The 20,076-nt window shown below is 55.3% G+C and carries 21 protein-coding genes; 18 read left to right on the top strand and 3 right to left on the bottom strand.

Annotation, left to right across the window (positions count from 1 at the left end):
• Positions 1-56: 56 nt before the first annotated feature.
• Positions 57-2,117, bottom strand: a complete 2,061-nt coding sequence (locus QZN75_RS02235) for a sodium-translocating pyrophosphatase (protein WP_292424197.1) — start codon at positions 2,115-2,117, stop codon at positions 57-59.
• Between the two features lie 458 nt (positions 2,118-2,575).
• Between QZN75_RS02235 and QZN75_RS02230 the strand changes: the two genes are divergently transcribed.
• The 18 genes from QZN75_RS02230 to QZN75_RS02145 all read left to right on the top strand — a co-directional run bounded on the left by QZN75_RS02230 (position 2,576) and on the right by QZN75_RS02145 (position 18,195).
• Complete coding sequence (locus QZN75_RS02230) at positions 2,576-4,489, top strand: NADH-quinone oxidoreductase subunit L (protein WP_292424195.1); 1,914 nt, start codon at positions 2,576-2,578, stop codon at positions 4,487-4,489.
• Entirely contained in the window at positions 4,486-5,367 is an 882-nt protein-coding gene (locus tag QZN75_RS02225; RefSeq protein WP_292424193.1) for a respiratory chain complex I subunit 1 family protein, read from the top strand. The genes QZN75_RS02230 and QZN75_RS02225 overlap by 4 nt, the downstream gene beginning before the upstream one ends.
• Positions 5,364-5,831, top strand: a complete 468-nt coding sequence (locus tag QZN75_RS02220) for an NADH-quinone oxidoreductase subunit B family protein (protein WP_292424191.1) — start codon at positions 5,364-5,366, stop codon at positions 5,829-5,831. The genes QZN75_RS02225 and QZN75_RS02220 overlap by 4 nt, the downstream gene beginning before the upstream one ends.
• Entirely contained in the window at positions 5,828-6,199 is a 372-nt protein-coding gene (locus tag QZN75_RS02215; RefSeq protein WP_292424188.1) for an NADH-quinone oxidoreductase subunit C, read from the top strand. The genes QZN75_RS02220 and QZN75_RS02215 overlap by 4 nt, the downstream gene beginning before the upstream one ends.
• Positions 6,196-7,275, top strand: a complete 1,080-nt coding sequence (locus tag QZN75_RS02210; RefSeq protein ID WP_292424185.1) for a nickel-dependent hydrogenase large subunit — start codon at positions 6,196-6,198, stop codon at positions 7,273-7,275. Before QZN75_RS02215 ends, QZN75_RS02210 begins: the two co-directional genes overlap by 4 nt.
• Before the next feature lie 6 nt (positions 7,276-7,281).
• Positions 7,282-7,665: a 4Fe-4S dicluster domain-containing protein gene (locus tag QZN75_RS02205; RefSeq protein WP_292424183.1), complete on the top strand. Its 384-nt coding sequence runs from the start codon at positions 7,282-7,284 to the stop codon at positions 7,663-7,665.
• 479 nt (positions 7,666-8,144) lie between these two features.
• Complete coding sequence (locus tag QZN75_RS02200) at positions 8,145-8,408, top strand: hypothetical protein (protein WP_292424180.1); 264 nt, start codon at positions 8,145-8,147, stop codon at positions 8,406-8,408.
• Positions 8,405-8,647: a hypothetical protein gene (locus tag QZN75_RS02195; RefSeq protein WP_292424179.1), complete on the top strand. Its 243-nt coding sequence runs from the start codon at positions 8,405-8,407 to the stop codon at positions 8,645-8,647. Before QZN75_RS02200 ends, QZN75_RS02195 begins: the two co-directional genes overlap by 4 nt.
• Positions 8,644-8,967, top strand: a complete 324-nt coding sequence (locus tag QZN75_RS02190; RefSeq protein ID WP_292424176.1) for an NADH-quinone oxidoreductase subunit K — start codon at positions 8,644-8,646, stop codon at positions 8,965-8,967. Before QZN75_RS02195 ends, QZN75_RS02190 begins: the two co-directional genes overlap by 4 nt.
• Positions 8,967-12,251: a Na(+)/H(+) antiporter subunit D gene (locus tag QZN75_RS02185; protein ID WP_292424173.1), complete on the top strand. Its 3,285-nt coding sequence runs from the start codon at positions 8,967-8,969 to the stop codon at positions 12,249-12,251. The genes QZN75_RS02190 and QZN75_RS02185 overlap by 1 nt, the downstream gene beginning before the upstream one ends.
• On the top strand, positions 12,248-13,708 hold the full coding sequence (locus QZN75_RS02180; RefSeq protein WP_292424169.1) for an NADH-quinone oxidoreductase subunit N: 1,461 nt from the start codon (positions 12,248-12,250) through the stop codon (positions 13,706-13,708). The genes QZN75_RS02185 and QZN75_RS02180 overlap by 4 nt, the downstream gene beginning before the upstream one ends.
• Positions 13,709-14,038, top strand: a complete 330-nt coding sequence (locus tag QZN75_RS02175) for a hypothetical protein (protein ID WP_292424167.1) — start codon at positions 13,709-13,711, stop codon at positions 14,036-14,038.
• A gap of 130 nt (positions 14,039-14,168) precedes the next feature.
• On the top strand, positions 14,169-14,702 hold the full coding sequence (locus QZN75_RS02170; RefSeq protein ID WP_292424165.1) for an NADH-quinone oxidoreductase subunit B family protein: 534 nt from the start codon (positions 14,169-14,171) through the stop codon (positions 14,700-14,702).
• The gene (locus tag QZN75_RS02165; RefSeq protein ID WP_292424162.1) at positions 14,699-15,178 is read left to right on the top strand and encodes an NADH-quinone oxidoreductase subunit C; all 480 of its coding nucleotides are present in this window, start codon (positions 14,699-14,701) and stop codon (positions 15,176-15,178) included. The genes QZN75_RS02170 and QZN75_RS02165 overlap by 4 nt, the downstream gene beginning before the upstream one ends.
• Before the next feature lie 2 nt (positions 15,179-15,180).
• Positions 15,181-16,362: a nickel-dependent hydrogenase large subunit gene (locus QZN75_RS02160; protein ID WP_292424159.1), complete on the top strand. Its 1,182-nt coding sequence runs from the start codon at positions 15,181-15,183 to the stop codon at positions 16,360-16,362.
• Positions 16,359-17,333: a complex I subunit 1 family protein gene (locus QZN75_RS02155; RefSeq protein ID WP_292424156.1), complete on the top strand. Its 975-nt coding sequence runs from the start codon at positions 16,359-16,361 to the stop codon at positions 17,331-17,333. Before QZN75_RS02160 ends, QZN75_RS02155 begins: the two co-directional genes overlap by 4 nt.
• A complete protein-coding gene (locus QZN75_RS02150) occupies positions 17,330-17,689 on the top strand; it encodes a 4Fe-4S binding protein (protein WP_292424153.1) in 360 nt (119 codons plus the stop codon). Before QZN75_RS02155 ends, QZN75_RS02150 begins: the two co-directional genes overlap by 4 nt.
• Complete coding sequence (locus tag QZN75_RS02145; protein ID WP_292424150.1) at positions 17,686-18,195, top strand: hydrogenase maturation protease; 510 nt, start codon at positions 17,686-17,688, stop codon at positions 18,193-18,195. Before QZN75_RS02150 ends, QZN75_RS02145 begins: the two co-directional genes overlap by 4 nt.
• A 304-nt stretch (positions 18,196-18,499) precedes the next feature.
• Here QZN75_RS02145 and QZN75_RS02140 read toward each other — a convergent pair whose 3' ends face one another.
• Together QZN75_RS02140 and QZN75_RS02135 are read right to left on the bottom strand one after the other, a co-directional pair.
• On the bottom strand, positions 18,500-18,847 hold the full coding sequence (locus QZN75_RS02140; RefSeq protein ID WP_292424148.1) for a zinc ribbon domain-containing protein: 348 nt from the start codon (positions 18,845-18,847) through the stop codon (positions 18,500-18,502).
• An 830-nt stretch (positions 18,848-19,677) separates the two neighbouring features.
• A partial coding sequence (locus QZN75_RS02135) for an NYN domain-containing protein (protein WP_292424146.1) occupies positions 19,678-20,076 on the bottom strand: 399 nt, incomplete at its 5' end.

Genomic DNA, 20,076 nt, shown 5'->3' with positions numbered 1-20,076 from the left:
TACCTGTGGGGGGAGTACAAACCGTGACCGGATCAAAAAAAGAGATGGTAATTATTTCAGATAAACAGCGGCGCGAGCACGAGCGTCAGCGTAGCAAGGAGCTTGATGAGCACGTGGAGTGACGGGCCGGCAGTGTCCTTGAACGGATCGCCGAGCGTGTCGCCGATGACGGCTGCCTTGTGGGCCTCGCTGCCCTTACCGCCGTGTGCACCGCTTTCAATGAATTTCTTGGCATTGTCCCATGCACCGCCGCTGTTATTGAGGATCAGGGCAAGGAGAATACCGGTGATGGTCGCAACCATGAGGAAGCCGGCGAGGGCCTGGTATTTCATGGTGACGCCGATGATGATCGGGAACCCGATCACAAGAATGCCGGGGATGACCATGTTTTTGAGCGCACCCTGGGTCGTGATATCGATGACTGCTGCATAGTCAGGCTTTTTGGTGCCTGCCATGATGGCCGGGTCCTTGAACTGGATGCGGACAGCTTCGATGACAGACTGTGCGGTCTTGGAAACAGCGCGGATGGCGAAGCTGGCAAAGAGGAAGACCAGCATCGCGCCGAGGAGTGCCCCGACAAAGACGTTCACACTTGCAAGGTTGACGACATCGAATACCTTGCCGGTCAGCTTGGCAATGTCGGCCATATACGCGTTGAAAAGCAGGAATACAGCGAGGGATGCACTGCCGATGGCATATCCCTTGGTGAGTGCCTTCGTGGTGTTACCAGCCGCATCGAGCTTGTCCATGCGCTTTCTGACTTCCTCGGGTGCCTGGCTCATCTCGACGATACCTCCGGCATTGTCGGCGATAGGTCCGAAGGTGTCCATGGCAAGGACGTACGCACAGACCATCAGCATACCCACGGTTGCAACGGCAGTTCCGTAGAGGCCGCCATTCTGGATACCGCTCATGGTACCGCACCAGTAGGAGATCAGGAGGGAGAGGCCGATGAGTATTGCAGGAATTGCGGTGGTTTCGAGACCGACCGAGAACCCGGTGATGATGTTCGTGGCGGCTCCTGTTTCAGAGGCGTCAGCGATCTCCTTTACCGGGCGGTAGTGGTGGTCGGTATAGAACAGGGTGACCCGGAGGAAACACACGGAGAGTGCAATACCGACGAGACCTGCAAAGAAGAAGTACATCCAGCCGGTTGCTGCCCCGAGGAGCCACCGGACTCCGAAGAAGAGGAAGACCGCGGAGATGATCGCCGTGATGTAATACCCCCGGTTCATGGCGTCCATCGGGTCGGCACCGTCCTTGCCCTTGACAGAGAGGATACCGATCATGCTTGCGAGGAGACCCAGCGCACACATGACGATGGGGAAGAGGATACCATTGACACCGAAGACCGGGAAGAGCGCGACACCGAGGATCATTGCACCGATGTTTTCGGCAGCGGTGGACTCGAAGAGGTCAGCACCACGGCCGGCACAGTCGCCAACGTTGTCGCCAACGAGGTCGGCGATGGTAGCGGGGTTCCGGACATCGTCTTCGGGAATACCGGCCTCAACCTTGCCGACAAGGTCTGCACCGACGTCAGCGGCCTTGGTGTAGATACCGCCGCCGAGTTGGGCGAAGAGTGCCACGAACGAGGCACCAAAACCGAACCCGATGATGACGAAGGGGGTGGTCTGCGGGTTTGCCCCGAGTGCGATGTACGTCAGTGAGACCCCGAGGAGTGACATCGAGGTGATGATCAGGCCGGAGACCGCTCCGCCGCGGAACGAGAAGTCGAGTGCCTTTCCGTCACTGTGCTGGGCAGCTGCTGCCGTGCGGATGTTCGTTCTGACCGCAATGGACATTGCGACGACACCGGCAACTGCACTGCAGGTGGCACCGACGATATACGCGAATGCCGTATACATGGCAAGCGACTGCTGTCCGGTGAAGTAATAGACGGCAAAGATCACCACGGCGAGCACGATGGCAATAATGGCGATAGTCGAGTACTGACGCTTGATGAATGCTTCTGCACCCACCTTGATCGCATCGGAGACCTCGCGCATCTTGGGCGTCCCCTCATCCTGAGAGAGGAGATTACGCGCCAGGATCGCAGCGAGGGCCAGTGCGATAACACATATCACAATGACAACGAGTAATGCTGTTTCGATCATTCCCTGACCTCCCTGCGGTGCTATGGCTCACTCATCCTTTTTAAGTACAGGGCTGGTTCTGTATCATGACGTAAAACGCAATTGACAGAACAGCCGGTAGTACCGTGATCCATACTCCATCAGGTTTGACAACTGATACGGGCAGTACCCTGCCCGTTTTGATGCACCCTTCAGGACGGTGCCATAATACCGGGGAACCCCCGCCACGCCGGCCACCTGTCCTCAGGACAGTATTAGTGCATTTTTGTAACATTAAACTTTTATCCCTATGGGACTCCCTGTGCACCACGGGAAAAGGGATACGGTAACTGTAACGGAGAACTAATACGCCGGATTTTTATCCGGGAGCGGCACCGGGCATCGTTTTTTTGAATATCTTCCCTGAAAACTGCTGTTCATATGCAATTCAATATGATTAATAATGAAAAATACCCATATTTATGGAGGGAGGGTATCTGGTGCAAATCATTCAGTTGTTGCTGTTTCTGATCCTTTTTCCGCTGATATCTGCGATCGTCCTGCTTTTTGCAGGAAAAAGCTTTGATACCAGCTGGATAGTCAAGATTTCCGCATTGGGCATCGGTGCGGTATCGCTCTATCTGCTCGCTGTCGGGTTTGATAAGGGCCTGATCACCTACGCCGTTTCAAGCGGGCCGGTCGATCTTGTCATGATCATCATCGAGCTGGTGATTGCGGTTTACCTGCTCTACCTCGGTATCCGGCACAAGAAATATTCTGCTGTGATCCTGGTCCTTGTTCAGGCTGCCCTGATCCTCTGGTTCGAGATGACGTATGGCCGGCATATCGAACTGAGCTATAACCTCTTTTTCGACCAGCTCTCGATCATCATGGCGCTCATTGTCGGGATCATCGGGAGCCTGATCTGTGTCTATTCGCTGGGCTACATGGAGACCTATCACCAGCACCATCCGGAGATTAAGGATCGTCGCAGGATGTTCTTTTTCCTGCTGTTTGCCTTCCTCTCCGCCATGTTTGGACTGGTCTTTTCCAACAACCTTGTCTGGATCCTCTTCTTCTGGGAGATCACGACCTTCTGTTCGTTTGTCCTGATCGGGTATTCCCAGACCGAAGAGGCGACCAACAATGCCTTCCTCGCTCTCTCCATGAACCTGCTGGGCGGGGTCGCGTTTGCCGCTGCCCTGATCTATATTGCGGCAATGGACCCGTCCGGGAGACTGCTGGAGCTCAATACCCTGATCCATTCGGGATACGTGTTTGCCATCATCCCCGCAGTCCTGATCAGTTTTGCCGGTCTCACAAAAGCAGCCCAGCTGCCGTTCTCGTCCTGGCTCCTGGGTGCCATGGTTGCCCCCACGCCGGTTTCGGCCCTGCTGCATTCCAGCACGATGGTAAAGGCCGGGGTGTATATTATCCTACGGTTCGCCCCTGTCCTGACCGGCACTACCGAGGGCCTCATGATTGCCCTCGTCGGCGGGATAACGTTCCTCCTGGCCTCCTGCATGGCAATATCACAGAGCAATGCAAAAAGGGTGCTTGCCTATTCCACCATCGGGAACCTCGGGCTGATCGTCGCCTGTGCCGGTGTGGGAACCTACAACCTCATGTGGGTAGCGATCCTCCTGATGATCTTCCATGCGGTCGCGAAATCGCTCCTGTTCCTCTGCGTCGGCACGGTGGAAAACCGTATCGGCAGCCGGGATATCGAGGATATGGGCGGACTCATCGAGCGCATGCCGAAGCTTGCCGTTATGATGTTCATCGGCATGGCCGGTATGTTCCTTGCACCGTTTGGTATGATCATCTCCAAATGGGCAGCGATAGAGGCGTTCATCACCGCCCCCTTCGGCCTCGTCTTCATCGTCATCCTTGCATTCGGCGGTTCGGCCAGCCTCTTCTTCTGGTGCAAGTGGATGGGGAAGATCATCTCGGTGATGCGGCATCAGGAGAACCTGGAGACCGGGATCAGGCCGGAGAAATGGGCAGTCCTGTACATACTCACCGGGCTCGTCGTCATAGTTGCCTTGATCTTCCCGCTGATCTCCTCGGCACTCATCGAGCCGTTCGTGATGCAGATTTACGGGGAGACGACGCGGCTCGCGCAGGCCAATATCACGATCATGCTCCTGATGCTCGGCCTCTTGATCATCATGCCGTTCTCCATGCTGTTCACCGGTAAGGCGCCGCGGATGGCGCCGCCGTATATGGGCGGGATGACCACGGAAGGCGGCATGAAGTATACAGGTTCAATGGGGATCTCCCACGACCTTGTGCTCTCGAATTATTATCTGAAAAACTACTTCGGTGAGGAAAAACTCTTCATGACCGGCACGCTCGTGTGCTGGGGCCTTATCCTCATTGCCTTAATCATGATCGTAGGGGTGATCCTGTGATCCCGGAACCGTACGAAGCGATCGTCAAAGCGATCATCTACCTGCTCCTCGCGCCGGTGCTGGGGGGGCTTATTGCCGGGATCGACCGTAAGGTGACTGCCCGGATGCAGGGGCGGGTCGGGCCGCCCCTCCTCCAGCCCTTCTACGATGTCGGGAAGTTCTTCGAAAAGGAGAACCTTGTCGTCACGACGACCCAGAACTTCTATGCCCTGAGCTACCTCGTCTTCATGGCCGTTGCGGGAGCCCTCTTCTTCTCCGGAGGGGATATGCTCCTTGTGATCTTCGCGTTCACGCTCTCGCATATCTTTCTCGTGCTGGGGGCGTACGCAGCGTTCTCCCCGTACAGCCATATCGGGGCAGAACGTGAACTGATCCAGATCATCGCGTATGAGCCGATGATCATCCTCACGGCCGTGGGGATGTACATGGTGACCAAAAGCTTCTATGTGGGGTCAATTGTGCAGTCCACCACGCCGATTATCCTGTACCTCCCGGGTGTCTTCATCGGTTACCTGATCGTCCTGACCATCAAACTGAGGAAGTCGCCATTCGATCTGTCCACGTCCCATCATGCGCACCAGGAGATTGTCAAGGGGGTCACGACCGATTTTGCCGGCCCGAACCTTGGAAGGATCGAGATCGCCCACTGGTACGAGTACGTCTTCCTGCTGGGGGTTGTCTACCTGTTCTTTGCATGGAACCCCTTCATCGCCATCGCGGCCATAATCATCGCCTATTTCCTTGAGATCCTCATCGACAACACGACATCGCGGGTGAAGTGGCAGATGACGCTCCGGAGTGCCTGGCTCGTTGCGGGAACCCTCGGCGTCATCAACCTGGGGGTATTGTATTACCTGAGGATGGTGGTCGTGCCATGACCTATCTGGCAAAATCCCCCTGGATCATCCACTATGACGCATCGTCCTGCAACGGGTGCGACATCGAAGTGCTCGCGGCACTGACCCCTGTCTATGACGTGGAACGGTTCGGGATTGTCAATACCGGCAACCCGAAGCATGCCGATGTCTTCCTCGTCACGGGAAGCGTCAACGAGCAGAACCGGGAGATCCTCAAAAATACATACGACCAGATGGCGGACCCGAAAGTCGTGGTGGCGATCGGCATCTGTGCCGCGTCCGGCGGCATCTTCCGGGAGTGCTATAACGTGATGGGCGGTATTGACAAGGTGATCCCCGTGGACGTCTTCGTTCCCGGGTGTGCGGCCCGGCCCGAGGCAATTATCGACGGTGTGGTCAAGGCCCTCGGGATCCTGGAAGCAAAGAGGCAGGCGATGAACGACAGACCGGCTGCCACAAGAAAACCGGCAGGTGATTCCGTATGATAACACAGGAGCAGTCTATTATCCCCATCGATGTCGGGAAACTCATCGGGAGTGTGGAACAGTGCAGGAATGAGGGCTACCGGCTCGCCCAGATCGGATGCACGAAGGTAGGCGACAACGCCTTTGAGATCAATTACTCCTTTGACAAGGACTATGTCCTCAAAAACCTGCGGATCACCGTTACTGCCGAGACGGAAATCCCGAGCATCACCGGTATGTACTGGGGTGCATTCGTGTATGAGAACGAGATGCATGATCTCTTCGGTATTCAGGTAAAGGGGATCAATATCGATTTCAAGGGCACCTTCATCAGGACATCGGTGAAATACCCGTTCGGGGTCACTATTGTGAAAGGGGAGAAACCATGACAAAGCAGATCATCGTCCCCTTCGGGCCCCAGCATCCGGTCCTTCCCGAACCGATCCACCTCGACCTCGTGCTCGAGGACGAGAGGGTGGTCGATGTCATCCCCTCAATCGGGTACATCCACCGGGGATTCGAGAAACTCGTGGAGAAACGGGAGTTCACCGAATACGTCTATGTTGCCGAGCGCACCTGCGGGATCTGCAGTTTCATCCACGGCATGACCTACTGTGTCGGTGTCGAACAGATCATGAATATCGAGGTGCCGGAGCGTGCCGATTACCTCCGGACGATATGGTCCGAGTACTCAAGGCTGCACTCCCACCTCCTCTGGCTGGGGCTCTTTGCCGATTCTTTCGGTTTTGAAAACCTGTTCATGAACGCGTGGAGGATACGGGAGCGGATCCTTGACGTGTTCGAACAGACAACCGGTGGCAGGGTAATCCAGGGCACCTGCAAGATCGGCGGGGTCCGGCGAGATATCGCGAACGAGAAACTCGCCGAAATGAGCAGCAACCTTGACAGTATCAGAAAGGAGATCGAGGACCTGACCAATGTCTTCCTCCACGACGATACTGTCCGGCACCGGACACGAAATGTCGGGGTTCTTTCCCGCGAGGATGCCTATCACCTCGGTGCGGTCGGGCCGACCGGCAGGGGGAGCGGCGTCGCGATCGACCTGCGCAAGACCGGGTATGCTGCCTACGGGAAACTCAACTTTTCGATGGTCACGGACAGCTGCGGGGACGCCTATTCCCGCTGCCTCGTGCGGTGCAAGGAACTCTTCAGTTCCATCGACCTGATCCAGCAGGCGATCCGGAAGATCCCGGATGGTCCGATCGAGGTCAAGGTGACCGGTGCTCCCAATGGCGAGTTCTTCTGCCGTGCCGAGCAGCCCCGTGGCGAGCTGGTCCATTACATCAAGGGTAACGGGACCAAGTTCCTGGTCCGGTCCCGGATCCGGACGCCGACCCTGTCCAACATCCCGTCGCTTATCAAAATGCTACAGGGTTGTGAGCTTGCCGATGTCCCGGTGATCGTGTTGTCGATCGATCCCTGTATCAGCTGTACGGAGCGGTGATCTGCGATGGGCTTTTTCGAGATGACAAAGACGGCCTTAAAGACCGTCATGAGCCGGCCAGCCACGATCCTGTACCCATACCAGCCCGCGAAAAAGACGGGTCTCACGCGGGGGCACGTAGCGTATGACGGTAGCAAGTGCATTTCCTGCAGTATCTGCGTGAAGAAATGCCCGTCGCAGGCGATCCTGCTGAACAAGGAAGCGAAAACCTGGCAGATCGACCGGTTCCGCTGCGTTGTGTGCAGCTCCTGTGTTGACACCTGCCCGTCGAAGTGCCTCTTTATGGATACCCAGTATACGGGGCCGGCTGTGGAAAAATCCGTCGAGGTCTTCGCGATCACGTACGTAAAACCGGCCAAGCCGGAAAAAAAGGATGAACCTAACCAATAATTTTTACATTTTTTGTTTTCCTGAAACCGGATCAGGGATAGCCCGGTTTGACAGACCGTCACCATTTCTTTTAAAAACCTTCAGATGACTTCCTGCCTGTTTTTGGCCCGTGTTTTTTTCCAGAGAGTGGATACATCGGGACGTTTACGAAGATAAATGTTCCGGCATGCGGTGCAACCAAAGGTTTATGCTCTCTGTTGTGATAAGATGAAATCATCGAGTAAAGAATGGAAATCACCAGCTATGTAGTGGAATTACCAACAAAATCATCATGAAAACCGGCATTCTGCCGCAGAATGGCGGGGAATTGCAGGTAACCCCGGAAGATTACCATGACCGATCCCTCCCGTTCTGTTAACCCAGTGTTGAAGGGAGCAGGGGTCTTTTTTCACTCAGCGTTTTTTTCCCCACGCCGGGGAACGGCTTCTGTTCAACCCGCGGACCGGCACCAGGATTCTGGCAGGGGGGCGTGATACCCGATGCCAGGACCTGACGTTATTATCGTGCTTGCAATCGGCGTGGCGACGGTTGCCATGGCACTGATCGCGGTGTTGCAGAAAAATCTCATCCGGGCGGTTATTGCATTCGCGATCTCAAGTACAGGTCTTGCAACCTTGTTTTTCGTCCTGTCATCCGCGTACGCCGGTGCCCTTGAGCTTACGGTTGGCGCAGGCCTTGTGGCAGTTCTCTTGCTCGTGGCCCTTGTCCTTGCGGGTGGCGAAGAGGAAAAGGTGCGCACATGAATGCAAAAAATGCCTGTGCGTTGTTCATGGGCGTGGTTTTTCTTCTCCTTTTTATTGTGATCGTGATCCCGCATTTTACTTCCTGGCCGGTCACCCCCCCTCTGGTGGTAGCGGCAGGTGAAGCGCTGTGGAAAGGGCGCACGTACGAGGTGATCCTCCAGGGGTTCATCATGCTTGCCGGTGTCATGTCAATCCTCCTGCTCCTTGGCCTGAATTATTCCCGGAGGACGCAGCCATGATCCCCGCTCTTGCGCCGGTGATTATGCTTGTCGCCGGTGCACTCTTTGCTATCGGGCTTGCAAGTCTGATTGCCCGCTGTAATCTGATCAAAATGGTCATGGGGCTCGAATTTCTCGGAAAAGGGGTCAGCCTTCTCTTTGTTCTGGGGGGATATCTTGCCGGTGACGTGGGGGTGTCCCAGGCAGTGGTCATCACCCTGATCGCCATCGAGGCGGTCGTTGCAGGTGTCGCGCTGGCACTGGTCATCCTGCTGCGAAGGGTGTACAAGACTTTCGATATTGCTGCCATTTCCCGGCTTTCACGGGGTGGTGACCTGTGATGGCGGTCCAGCCGTGGATGCTTGTTCTTATCGTTGCGATGCCGTTTATCGGGACCGGTTTTGTGATACTTCTGAACAACCGCCCGGATGCCCGCGAAGCCGCGTCGCTTGCATCTGCGGTCCTGACGTTCCTCTTCTGCATCCTCGCCCTCCCCTCGGCATTTGTAGCACAAGCTATCTCCACTCCTTCGCTCCAGATACTTCCCGGCCTCTCCCTCCAGTTCGCTGCCGATGCCCTCGGCCTCATGTTCGCATTCCTCGCCTCACTGCTCTGGATCATTACGACCGTGTACAGTATCGGCTATATGCGTGGGCTCAGGGAACATGCGCAAACGCGATATTATGCCAGCTTTGCCATCACCATCGGGTCGGTCATGGGGATTGCACTCTCCTCCAACCTCTTCTCAATGTTCGTGTTCTACGAGATCCTTGCCATTGCCGCATGGCCTCTTGTTGTCCATACCGAGACGCGGGAAGCGCTTGCAGCAGGGAGGAAGTATCTCTTTTACACCCAGGCCGGGGGAGTCGCGATCGTCGCGGGGATGATGATCCTGCTCGCTATGGGAAACACCCTTGACTTTGTTGCCGGTGGCAATCCCGGTATCGCAGCCATAGCCCCCGACTTTGCCCGGCTTGCCTTTCTCCTCCTCCTGGCGGGTTTTGCCGTCAAGGCAGCGCTTGTCCCGGTTCACGGGTGGCTGCCCAGTGCCATGATCGCCCCGACACCCGTCAGTGGGCTCCTGCATGCCGTTGCCGTTGTGAATGCCGGTGTTTTCGGGCTCTTCCGCGTTATGCTGTACCTGTACGGGCCCGGCTTGATGGCGGGGCTGGGGCTTCAGAACATCGTCATTGCAGTAGCAGTCATCACGATTATCGTCGGCTCTCTCCTTGCGCTGCTGCAGGATGACTTCAAACTCAGGCTCGCGTACTCCACGATCAGCCAGCTCAGTTACATGATCCTGGGCGCTGCCGTGCTGGTGCCGCCCGGGATATCCGGGGTTTCTGATGCTTGGAGAGCTGCCGCGGTGATCGGGGCGACCTATGCATTCTGTGCCCATGCGTTCGGCAAGCTGACCATGTTTTTTGTTGCCGGTGCAGTGGCCGTGGAGACCGGGAAGAAAAAGATCTCTGAGCTCGATGGTATCGGCCGGAAAATGCCATGGGAGTTTGGTGCATTCACCCTTGCAACCCTGAGCATGGTAGGGCTGCCCCCCATGGCAGGGTTCATCGCCAAGTACTATCTCTCGCTGGGAATTGGTGCAGGAAATATCAGTATGTGGTGGATTCTCCTTCTCCTCATTTCAGCGAGCGTCCTGAACCTTGCGTATTTCCTGCCCATCATCATGCGGGCATTTTTCGGGCAGTCCGAAGGTAAAATACCGAAGGTCCGCATGACACTCCGTGCCCCGATACTGGTGACCGCAGCAGGAGCACTGGTCCTTGGCCTCTGGACTGCGTATCCTCTTAGCCCGTTCGCTCTCTGTGCCCAGGTTGCGGCGAGCGTGACCCATACTGCGGTACTCGCATCAGGAACCCTGGTACCTGGTACCGCGATCCCGCCATTCCTGATCTTCCTTATCGGTGCACCGCTCGTGCTGGCACTAAAGGGGCGTGCACGGCAGGCCGGGCTCATTCTTCTCGGCGGGCTCGCTCTTGCCGATGTCCTCCTCCTTCCCGGAGGGGCCTTTGCCGGCACGGCTGCTCTTGGCGTGATGCAATGGGATCTCCCCTTTGCCGGGTATACCCTGATCCTTCTGAGAGTTGACAGCCTCTCGTACCTGACGGGGGTCATCTTTGCGATCATCACGTTCCTTATAATCCTCTATGCCGCAGCCGTTGCAGCACCCCGTCTCCACCTTTTTGCCCTGCTCTATGCCGGCGCCTCGCTTGGTGTGGTCTTTGCAGGGGACTGGATCACCCTCTTGATCTTCTGGGAGCTCATGGCGATTACCTCGACGTTCCTCATCTGGCAGGAAGGCGGGGAAGCGATCCGGGCGGGATACCGCTACCTCCTCTTCCATGGTCTCGGGGGGGCCCTCCTTTCTGCCGGGATCGCCCTGCTCTTTTTAGGGGCGGGTTCCCCCATAGTCGGGCCTCTTGCCGGCATTCCCAATGCGACCTACCAGCTGTGGGCAACCGTGATGATCGTCCTTGGGATCGGCGTGAATATGGCGTTTATCCCCTTGCACACCTGGCTTCCGGATGCCTACCCCCGGGCCAACTTCGTCGCAAGTGTCTTTTTGTGCGTCTACACTACGAAAGCAGCGGTGTATCTCCTTGCACGGGCCCAGCCGGGGACAGAATATATTGCATTTATGGGGGCGCTCATGGCCGTGTATGGCGTAACGTTTGCGGTCTTCCAGAATGATATGCGCCGTCTCCTCTCGTACCATATCATCTCCCAGGTTGGCTACATGGTCGCCGGGATTGGGATCCTGGGATGGCTGGGAGCAGCAAACGGGATCGGGCAGCTCGGCCTTGACGGTGGCATGGCCCACCTCGTCAACAATATCCTTTACAAGACGCTCCTGTTCATGGTGGTTGGCGTGATTATATGGAAGACCGGTGAGAACCTGCTCAGCCGCATCGGCGGGCTCCAGAAAAAGATGCCGGTCACGGCGTTTGCATTCTGGATCGCGGCATTCGCGATCTCAGGAGTGCCGCTCTTCAACGGCTACGTTTCCAAGGGGATGGTGCTCATGGCCGCGCAAAACACCAGTTTCTGGCTCTGGGTACTCCTTGAGATCGCGTCCTTCGGGACATGCTTATCCTTCCTCAAGCTGGGATATTTCGCATTTTTACGCCCGGGCAGCACCGAGGCCTCGGACCCGCCACTCCTCATGCAGGCCGGCATGCTCGGTGCTGCAGCATTATGCATCATCATCGGGATATTCCCGCAGATCCTCTACGGTTTCCTGCCCTACCCGACCACGTACCTGGCATATGACCCGGAGCATCTGGCCAGTGCCCTCCTGGTCCTTGGCGCTGCCGTGCTCTTCTTCTTTGCGGTCGGGCGGAAGATCCTCCTGCCTCATGAAACGCACATCCGGGATATTGACGTGGCCTATCTGGGACTGGCTCATGGCATTACCGCCTTTGCCGGCGGTCTCCAGGAGGTTTTCGTGCGTGTCTACCGCTGTGCAGTCGCTGCAGCCCTCACGCTCTTTACTGCCGGGAAGGTCGCCATGGGTATGGAAAACCGTGATGCAAACTGGAATATCGCCATGTTCGGGAGTGTCCTTGTCGCCCTCGTCGCGGTGGTCATCCTGGGGGTGGGCTTGTGATACCCGCTGATATTGCGGCTGCCACCCCCCTTGTTGTCGCAATGTGTGGCATAGCGATCTATTTCATCACGAAGATCCTTCCGCAAAACCTCCGTCACTGGAGCGGGACGCTGACCGCTCTGATACTCCTTGGAACCTTCTTTATTTTGCTTTCCGTGATTGCCCGGCACGCCACACTCTCTCCTCTCTCGTTTACCGGCATTACCGGGGGACTTCTTGTCACGGGGATTGGTGCTGTGTCAGCATGGGCTTCTGAAGGGAGCCTTGATCCGAAAGGGCCGGTCCACCTGTATTATCCGCTTTTCCTGTTTGCACTGGCCGGTGCGATGGCAATAGGGTTTGCAAATGACCTCTTCACTATTTTTGTCATGGTCGAGCTGTCGGCCATCCCGGTATATGCCCTGTGCGCCTACCGTCACAAGGAAGATCCGGCAGCGCTTTCGTCGGCCATGAAATACATGCTGCAGGGAGTTGTGGGGACGCTGACCGCCCTCTTCGGGGTGGCAATCCTGTACCTCATCGGGCATACCCTGAACCTGTCAGAACTCCCCAAAGCCCTTGCCGGTGCAGACCCGTCGCTTGTAATCTTTGCAGCCATCCTGATCCTGCTCGGGTATGGGGTGAAACTGGCGATCGTCCCACTGCACACCTGGCTTCCGGATGCCTATGCCCGGGCACCTGTGGGGGTTACCGCGATCATGGTGGGCCCGACAAAGATAGGTGTCCTGATTGCATTGTTTCTTACCCTCTCTGCCCTGCCTGCCGGCGGTATTCCCAAGACCATTGGCATCCTCGTCATTTTTTTTGCAGTCCTGACCATGACAGCGGGAAATCTTCTTGCACTCAACCAGCGGGATCTCCGGTATGTCCTTGCATACTCAAGCGTGGCCCAGACGGGGTATATCCTCCTCGGGTTCGGAATCGGCATGGTCTATAACCTGCCCCTGGGGTTCACTGCCGGCCTCTATTATGCCATCGCGTATACGATGATGAAGGCGGGAGCGTTCATCGCCACAGATACGTTTGCTCGGGATGCAGGATCCTACGAGACTGCACAGATGAGGGGGCTGGGTGCAAAACATTCCCTTCTCGGCATCTCCTTTGATATCTTCATTTTCGGACTGAGCGGTGTTCCCTTCACTGCCGGTTTTCTCGGGAAGTTGCTCCTTGTACAGGCCGGCATGGCGACCTCGATGATGAGCGGCGTCGTTCTTGCCTTGGTCCTTGTCCTGAACAGCGCTCTTTCCCTTGGGTATTATGTGCCGATCATATCGACGCTCATGTTCTATGGGACGGAAGGCGACCGGTGCCCCGTGCACCGGATAACAATTCCCTTCCCGGTGGTTACCGCCGTGGTATTTCTCGCGATTGTCACGGTCTATTTCGGGCTTTTCCCGGAGTCGTTTACCTGGATCTCGCATGCAGCCGGGCAGATCTTCACGTGGGGGGTGGCATGAATGCTGCTGTGGGATCTCATGGCGTCACCGATTACCATCATGGTGGATGCTCTTGTGATCGGGTGCCTGATTTACTGGTGGTCCCGCACGGTTGCACCGGCATCTATACCGTCCGTCAACAAGACCATGCCCTATGTCGGCGGCGAAGTTGCGGTGGCGCAGGTCTGGCAGCCCGGGTACCAGTTCTTCTACGTGGCCCTGTTCTTCACGGTCGTGCACGTGGCAGCACTCGTTCTTGCAACCTCCCCTCCCGATGCACCCCTCTGGGGGCCTCTCGGGTACCTGGTCATCATGGCGGTTGCGGTAACGGTCCTGAGGTGGGAGCAATGAGAACATGTATTCGTCTGTATACCGGTGTCCCGGGGGGGCAGCCAGAGGACGTTTGTGGTTTCCGGCACAATGCCGGCGGAAATGTCCCGATCCATGGGTTTATATTTTCCCACGGAGGTGATGATTAACCATGGCAGTCCCGGCAGCCGGCATGAGCCAGCGTCTCGTGAACTGGGCGCGGATGAAATCACCCTGGATTACGATCTTTAACAGCGGTGCCTGCAATGCCTGTGATATCGAGATTATCGCATGTCTGATGCCCCGGTTTGATATCGAGCGTTTCGGGATGCTTGTCAAGGGCTCGCCCCGGCATGCCGATATCCTGATAGTCACCGGCCACGTCACGCTGAAACAGGCGTCCCGCCTGCGCCGTGTCTGGGAACAGATACCCGAGCCGAAATATGTGATCGCCATGGGTGCCTGCGGTGCGTCAGGGGGGGTATTCCACGGCCTGTACCACATGATGGACTGTGTTGACAGAGTAATCCCCATTGATGTCTATGTCGCCGGCTGCCCGCCTCGCCCGGACGAAATCATCAATGGCGTCGTGACATGCCTGAACCTCGTCCACGAGGATGCGGCCCATGGCGGGAAGGAGTGGCGGCAGAAAAAGGCCGTCCCGGTTACCGGTACTGACACGAACATCTGTAAGGTGGTACCATGACCGGCCCGCTGACGCTGGACATGGTCGCAGGGAAGATGAAGGAATTCGGGAATTCGGAACTGGTCCGGAAAAACCGTATCAGGATAACAACGACACCGGACAAGGTCCATGATACGATAAAGACGGCCCAGGCCATGCTCGGGTGCGACCGCCTGATCACCATCAGTGCGGTGGATAACACAAGGACGCTTGAACTGATCTACCACCTGACCGGCCCTCACCGCATGGTTCTTTCTATCGCCATTGAACTCACGCGGGATCAGCCGGCGATCCCGACAACCTCTGATATCCTCCCACCTGCGGCGATCTACGAACGACAGATCCACGACCTTTTCGGCATCACCTTTACCGGCAATACCAACCTGAACCGGATCATGTTAAACGAAGACTGGCCGGCGAACGAATTTCCCCTGCGGAAGGACTGGAAGCCTGGCCCGGATACCTTCTACGGGGGCATAAAAGTGGAGAGGACCTGAAAATGCCCGAGGTTGTTGTCTCCATCGGCCCGCATCATCCCGCCCTCAAGGAACCGGTGAATTTCAAGGTTGTTATCGAAGGTGAAAAGATTGTCCGCCTCGAACTTGACCTTTCGTATAACCACCGGGGAGTCGAGAAGGCCGCCGAACAGCGCGACTTTATCCGGGTCCTTCCCCTCCTGGAGCGGGTCTGCGGGATCTGTTCCCACGCCCACTCAACGGCATTTGCCAAGGGAATCGAGGAGATCATGCAGCTCGAGGTCCCACCGCGTGCCCAGTACATCCGCACCATTATCGCGGAACTGGAGCGGATGCACAGCCACCTTCTCTGGCTGGGTGTGGCTGCACATGTCATCGGGTTCAATACCCTCTTCATGTGGACATGGCGCGACCGGGAGGCGGTCCAAGATACGGTTGAGGAGATGAGCGGGAACCGGGTCCACTATGGTATGAACGAAGTCGGGGGCGTCCGCCGTGACCTGACGCCTGCCCAGGTGACTGCCGCCCTGGAGCGACTGCCAAATCTCGAAGAACGGATAAAAAAATACGTGGACATGGTGAACAGCGAGGAGACCATGCTCATCCGGTTCCGGGGTGTCGGCAAGCTCTCAAAAGAGGAGGCTCTCAGGTACGGGACCGTCGGGCCGACGGCACGCGCAAGCGGTGTGGATTATGATACCCGGAAGGATGACCCGTACCTTGCCTATGCAGACGTGCCCTGGAACGTGGTGACCGATACAAACGGGGATGTCTATGGCAGGACGCGTGTCCGCATCGGGGAACTCTGGGAGAGCCTCAAGATTGTCCGCTACTGCCTTGAAAATCTCCCGGAAGGACCGATCCGTGTTACCGCACCAAGAAATGCGCCCACCGGGGAGATCCTCTCCCGGTACGAAGCGCCGCGGGGAGAACTGGCGCATTTTATCCGGACAAACGGGACTGACAAGGTGGAACGTGTCGATATCCGCACGCCGACCTTGGCAAACTGGACCTCGGTTGCCATCTGCCTTGTCAACCAGAACCTTGCTGACTTGCCCGTGATTGTTGCCGCAATCGATCCATGCCTGTCATGCACATCAAGGATCACGCTTCTGGACAGCCAGACTAAAAAAACAGGAGTTATGAGCTTTGATGAGTTGATACGGCGCAACCGTTCCCGCGATCAGGGGCTGGTGCGACCATGACTGACCCTGTGTCCGGGTTAATCTATATTCTCATCTTCCCGGGCTTTTTATTCCTTTTTCTGTATGCCCTGTTTCTCGCGTTCCTGGACCGTAAGATCGCGGCCAGGATGCAGCAGCGGGTAGGCCCGCCGTTTTTCCAGCCGTTTGCGGATTTCATCAAGATGCTGGGGAAGGAGGTCATCGATCCGGCCGGTGTGGACAGGGTGATATTCGATGCAGCACCCCTTGTCGCCCTCGCCGCGGTCATGACCGCATATCTCTACATCCCCATCGTCGGGAACAGCCCGCTCGCATTCCAGGGCGACCTCGTTGTCGTCCTCTATCTCATGTCGCTCCCGACCATCGTGCTCTTCCTCTTGGGCTGGCTCTCCCGGAACATCTTCTCTGCCATCGGGGGGATCCGTTCAGTCACCCAGCTCTTTATTTACGAGGTGCCGTTCTTCCTTGCTCTTATGACCCCGGCCCTGATGGCAGGTACCTGGTCGATCTCGGAGATCGTTATCTGGCAGCAGAAAAACATGTGGTTTGTCTTCCTCCAGCCGATCGGTTTTATTGTTGCCTTGATCGGGCTCCAGGCAAAACTGGAGAGGACACCGTTTGATATTCCCGAGGCGGAGACCGAGATCGTTGCCGGGCCGTGGACAGAGTTGACCGGGCGCAGGCTCGCCATTATGGACCTGACAGTCGATGTGTCGTTTGTCGTCGGGAGCGCACTTATAGCGGCCGTCTTTTTGGGCGGCCCCCTGATGCCGTGGGCAGTCACACCGGCCTGGCTTGCGGTGGTTGTCGGCTTTTTCCTGTTTCTTGCAAAGACTCTTGCCGTGCTCCTTATACTGTCCTCGATAAAGGTAGCAACCGGCCGTATCCGGATCGACCAGCTGAACGATATCGGCTGGAAATATATCGCCAGCGCTTCTATCGTGCAGGTCGGGATCGTCCTCGTCATGAACTATCTCTGGGTGTATGCATGAGTGTCCTGCGGGAGATGTTTGAGAACCTCCTGTCACGGCCGATCACGATCCTCTACCCGAAGGAAAAAGTCCCTATCCCGGGAGCATTCCGCGGGAGGGTTGCCATTACCGATGAGAAGTGTATCGGGTGTTCGAAGTGTTCCCTTGTCTGCCCGGCCCGGGCCATCACCATGATCGACGGCCCACGGGAGGTTGAGTTCAACGGGAAGACCCTTAACCGGAAGAAACGGCCGCAGGTAAAACTATACAAGTGCATCCGCTGCGGCCTCTGTGAGCGGCACTGCCCGACCGGGGCGATATTCCTGAAAAATGAGCTCTCGAGTTCGGGCACTGACGGGGAGATCGTGGTTACGTGAACCGGTTTTCCGGCGAGGATCCCGGGGCATCTCTGCGGATCAGGCTTAAGGATGCCCGCCGGATTGCGGTCGTTGGTATTGGCGACGAGCTCCAGCCCTTTGACCGGCTTGGCATGGTCGCGGCGAAAAGGATTGATCAGGTGCACTTACCGGATGTCGGCGTATTCTTTGCCGGCACGGTCCCGGAGAGTATCACCGGCCCCCTCCGCCGGTTCCAGCCGGACCACACCCTTTTTCTCGACGCAGCCGATATGGGAGCACGGCCCGGCACGATCGCGGTCATCGACCCTGAGCGCATCCAGGCAAGCCTCTTCTCGACGCACGCCCTCCCGCTTTCGGTTGTCATGGACTATGTTGAACTGGAGATCGGGACGAGGGTCACGCTGCTCGGGATCCAGCCGGACCGCACCCATCCGGAGAAAGAGCTGTCAGATGAGGACCGGGAATTCCTGAACCATAACCTGCAGGTATTGTCTGATATTCTCCGGAAACGGGCGGTATTGTGAGCAAGTTCGAATTCATATCATCGCATTGTAATTTAGGGTAGTCGGTATCTCGCATTTTGCAACCCATCACATTCGACAGCGTTTCTGATATCACAGTTTTGAAAGTGCGGCATGTGGGCTCGCGTGCGGGTTACGAGATTTTCAAAAATAATCTGTTATCACGGTCAAATAATAAAAGGAGTTTCACCCCTGATGTCGCGGAGTTTTTTTATTAAGTTTGGCTTATAATCCATGAACGCGCATTATCTCATTTTTTAAAAAACACATTGTTAACTGTGAAAATGCAAAGGGGGCGAAAATAAGTTTACACTTTTGTTTTATTCAACAAGCCGATAATGATAAAAAACAGGGCGGCCAGCCACCCAGCATAAAACCACCAAGAAAGCGGCCCCGAACATCCTAAAAAATCGGAGCATAGGGATTGGTATTTTGCCAAAGTAATCTGATTGTTGGCATAAGAAGGGATTAACGGCAAAAAATACATGGTGGCAATAATTGCCAATCCTAATATAATACTGATTGGTTCGGGAGAATATCGATATGCGGGGTTAGTGGGTTCGGGGGATAATTTTGTTTGAACAAGTGATGCACCACATTCCTTACAAAATTTATTATCTTCTGGATTTTCTTTCCCGCATTTTTGGCAAAACACAAACCCCGGTTATATTTTGAAACGATAATTATTGTCTTTTGATTTCCGGAATCTGTCACAATCCTTCAATTAATCCCTCACCATCTGTCCGCAGTCCGGGCACAACCAAGCAATGGTCACCCAAACCAGCTAAGAATCTGTGTGGCAGGGAACCTTGTATTCCCGTTCACGTTCCTCTCTCAATTTTCGAGCCCGATATTCGCGTTTATTATGTTCGAGTGTTTACACCTTGATCCCACTGATCCAGCCGCTCTTTTACATGCTTATTCAGCGTGAACGGCTGATCACATTCAGCTTTTTTCTTCATATAATGCAGCGTACCCTTCGAAAATCTGCGTCTCTATTTGACAATTACACCCCCCACTTAGGTGTAGTGTAAAGTGACATCGTGTCTGTTTTGTGGCACGGTGCATCGCGTGACTTTTTGCGTATTTAGATTGTAAAAAAGTGCAAGACGACCATGATTGGGAATCGGGGGAGGACCGGCCCCGGGTGTTTTATCATGCAGAATTCTTCCGATTCGAATGGATAGGTCCCCAATACTCAACATGATCATGGACGCAGTATTTACGGTTTTCCGCGAGATAGCACTCTTTTGAGGGGGCTGGACATCTATGGTCTTGTCAGGAGCTTGAAAAATAAGAATAACTGGTTAATATCTTCCATATGTTAAAACGGTAGAGATCCGCGCCCTTAAATGATTGCAAAGATTCTTATTACTTCATAAAGTGATATTGTGCCCTTTTTGGGATGGACCTAATACGGCAAATGCCGATTGGCGTAAATCAACAAAAACAGGTGTGTGGGGATTAATAAACAAAAGTGATTGGTTAATGTAACGCAACCGTTTCTAGCATTTCACGAGTGATCAATATTTTATCATCAGCAGATGTTAGAAGTTCGTCATGAACCGAAAAATTGGAATAATAAAGTTTTACTAAAACACCAGCATCTTTTGCAGTTTGAACAGCTGGTACAAAATCACTATCCCCGGCAATAAGGATGGCAGTACCAATATTCCTAGTCCAACTTAATTGAGCCAAATCAACAGCCAATAAGACATCCATTCGTTTTTGTCTAAAATCTATATCGCCGTTTTCAGAGTAGTATTTTTGTAATCTACCCAATTTTATTTGGAATCTGGAAAGTTGTTCCAGCCTATGCAAAAATTTACTCATATTAGAGTATTTTTCCTTTTCAATATCTGTGGGTGGTGAACTCTGATATGG

It is taken from the genome of Methanoregula sp. (assembly GCF_003170075.1).
Taxonomy (GTDB): domain Archaea; phylum Halobacteriota; class Methanomicrobia; order Methanomicrobiales; family Methanospirillaceae; genus Methanoregula.
This window is presented reverse-complemented; position numbering and strand designations above follow the sequence as displayed.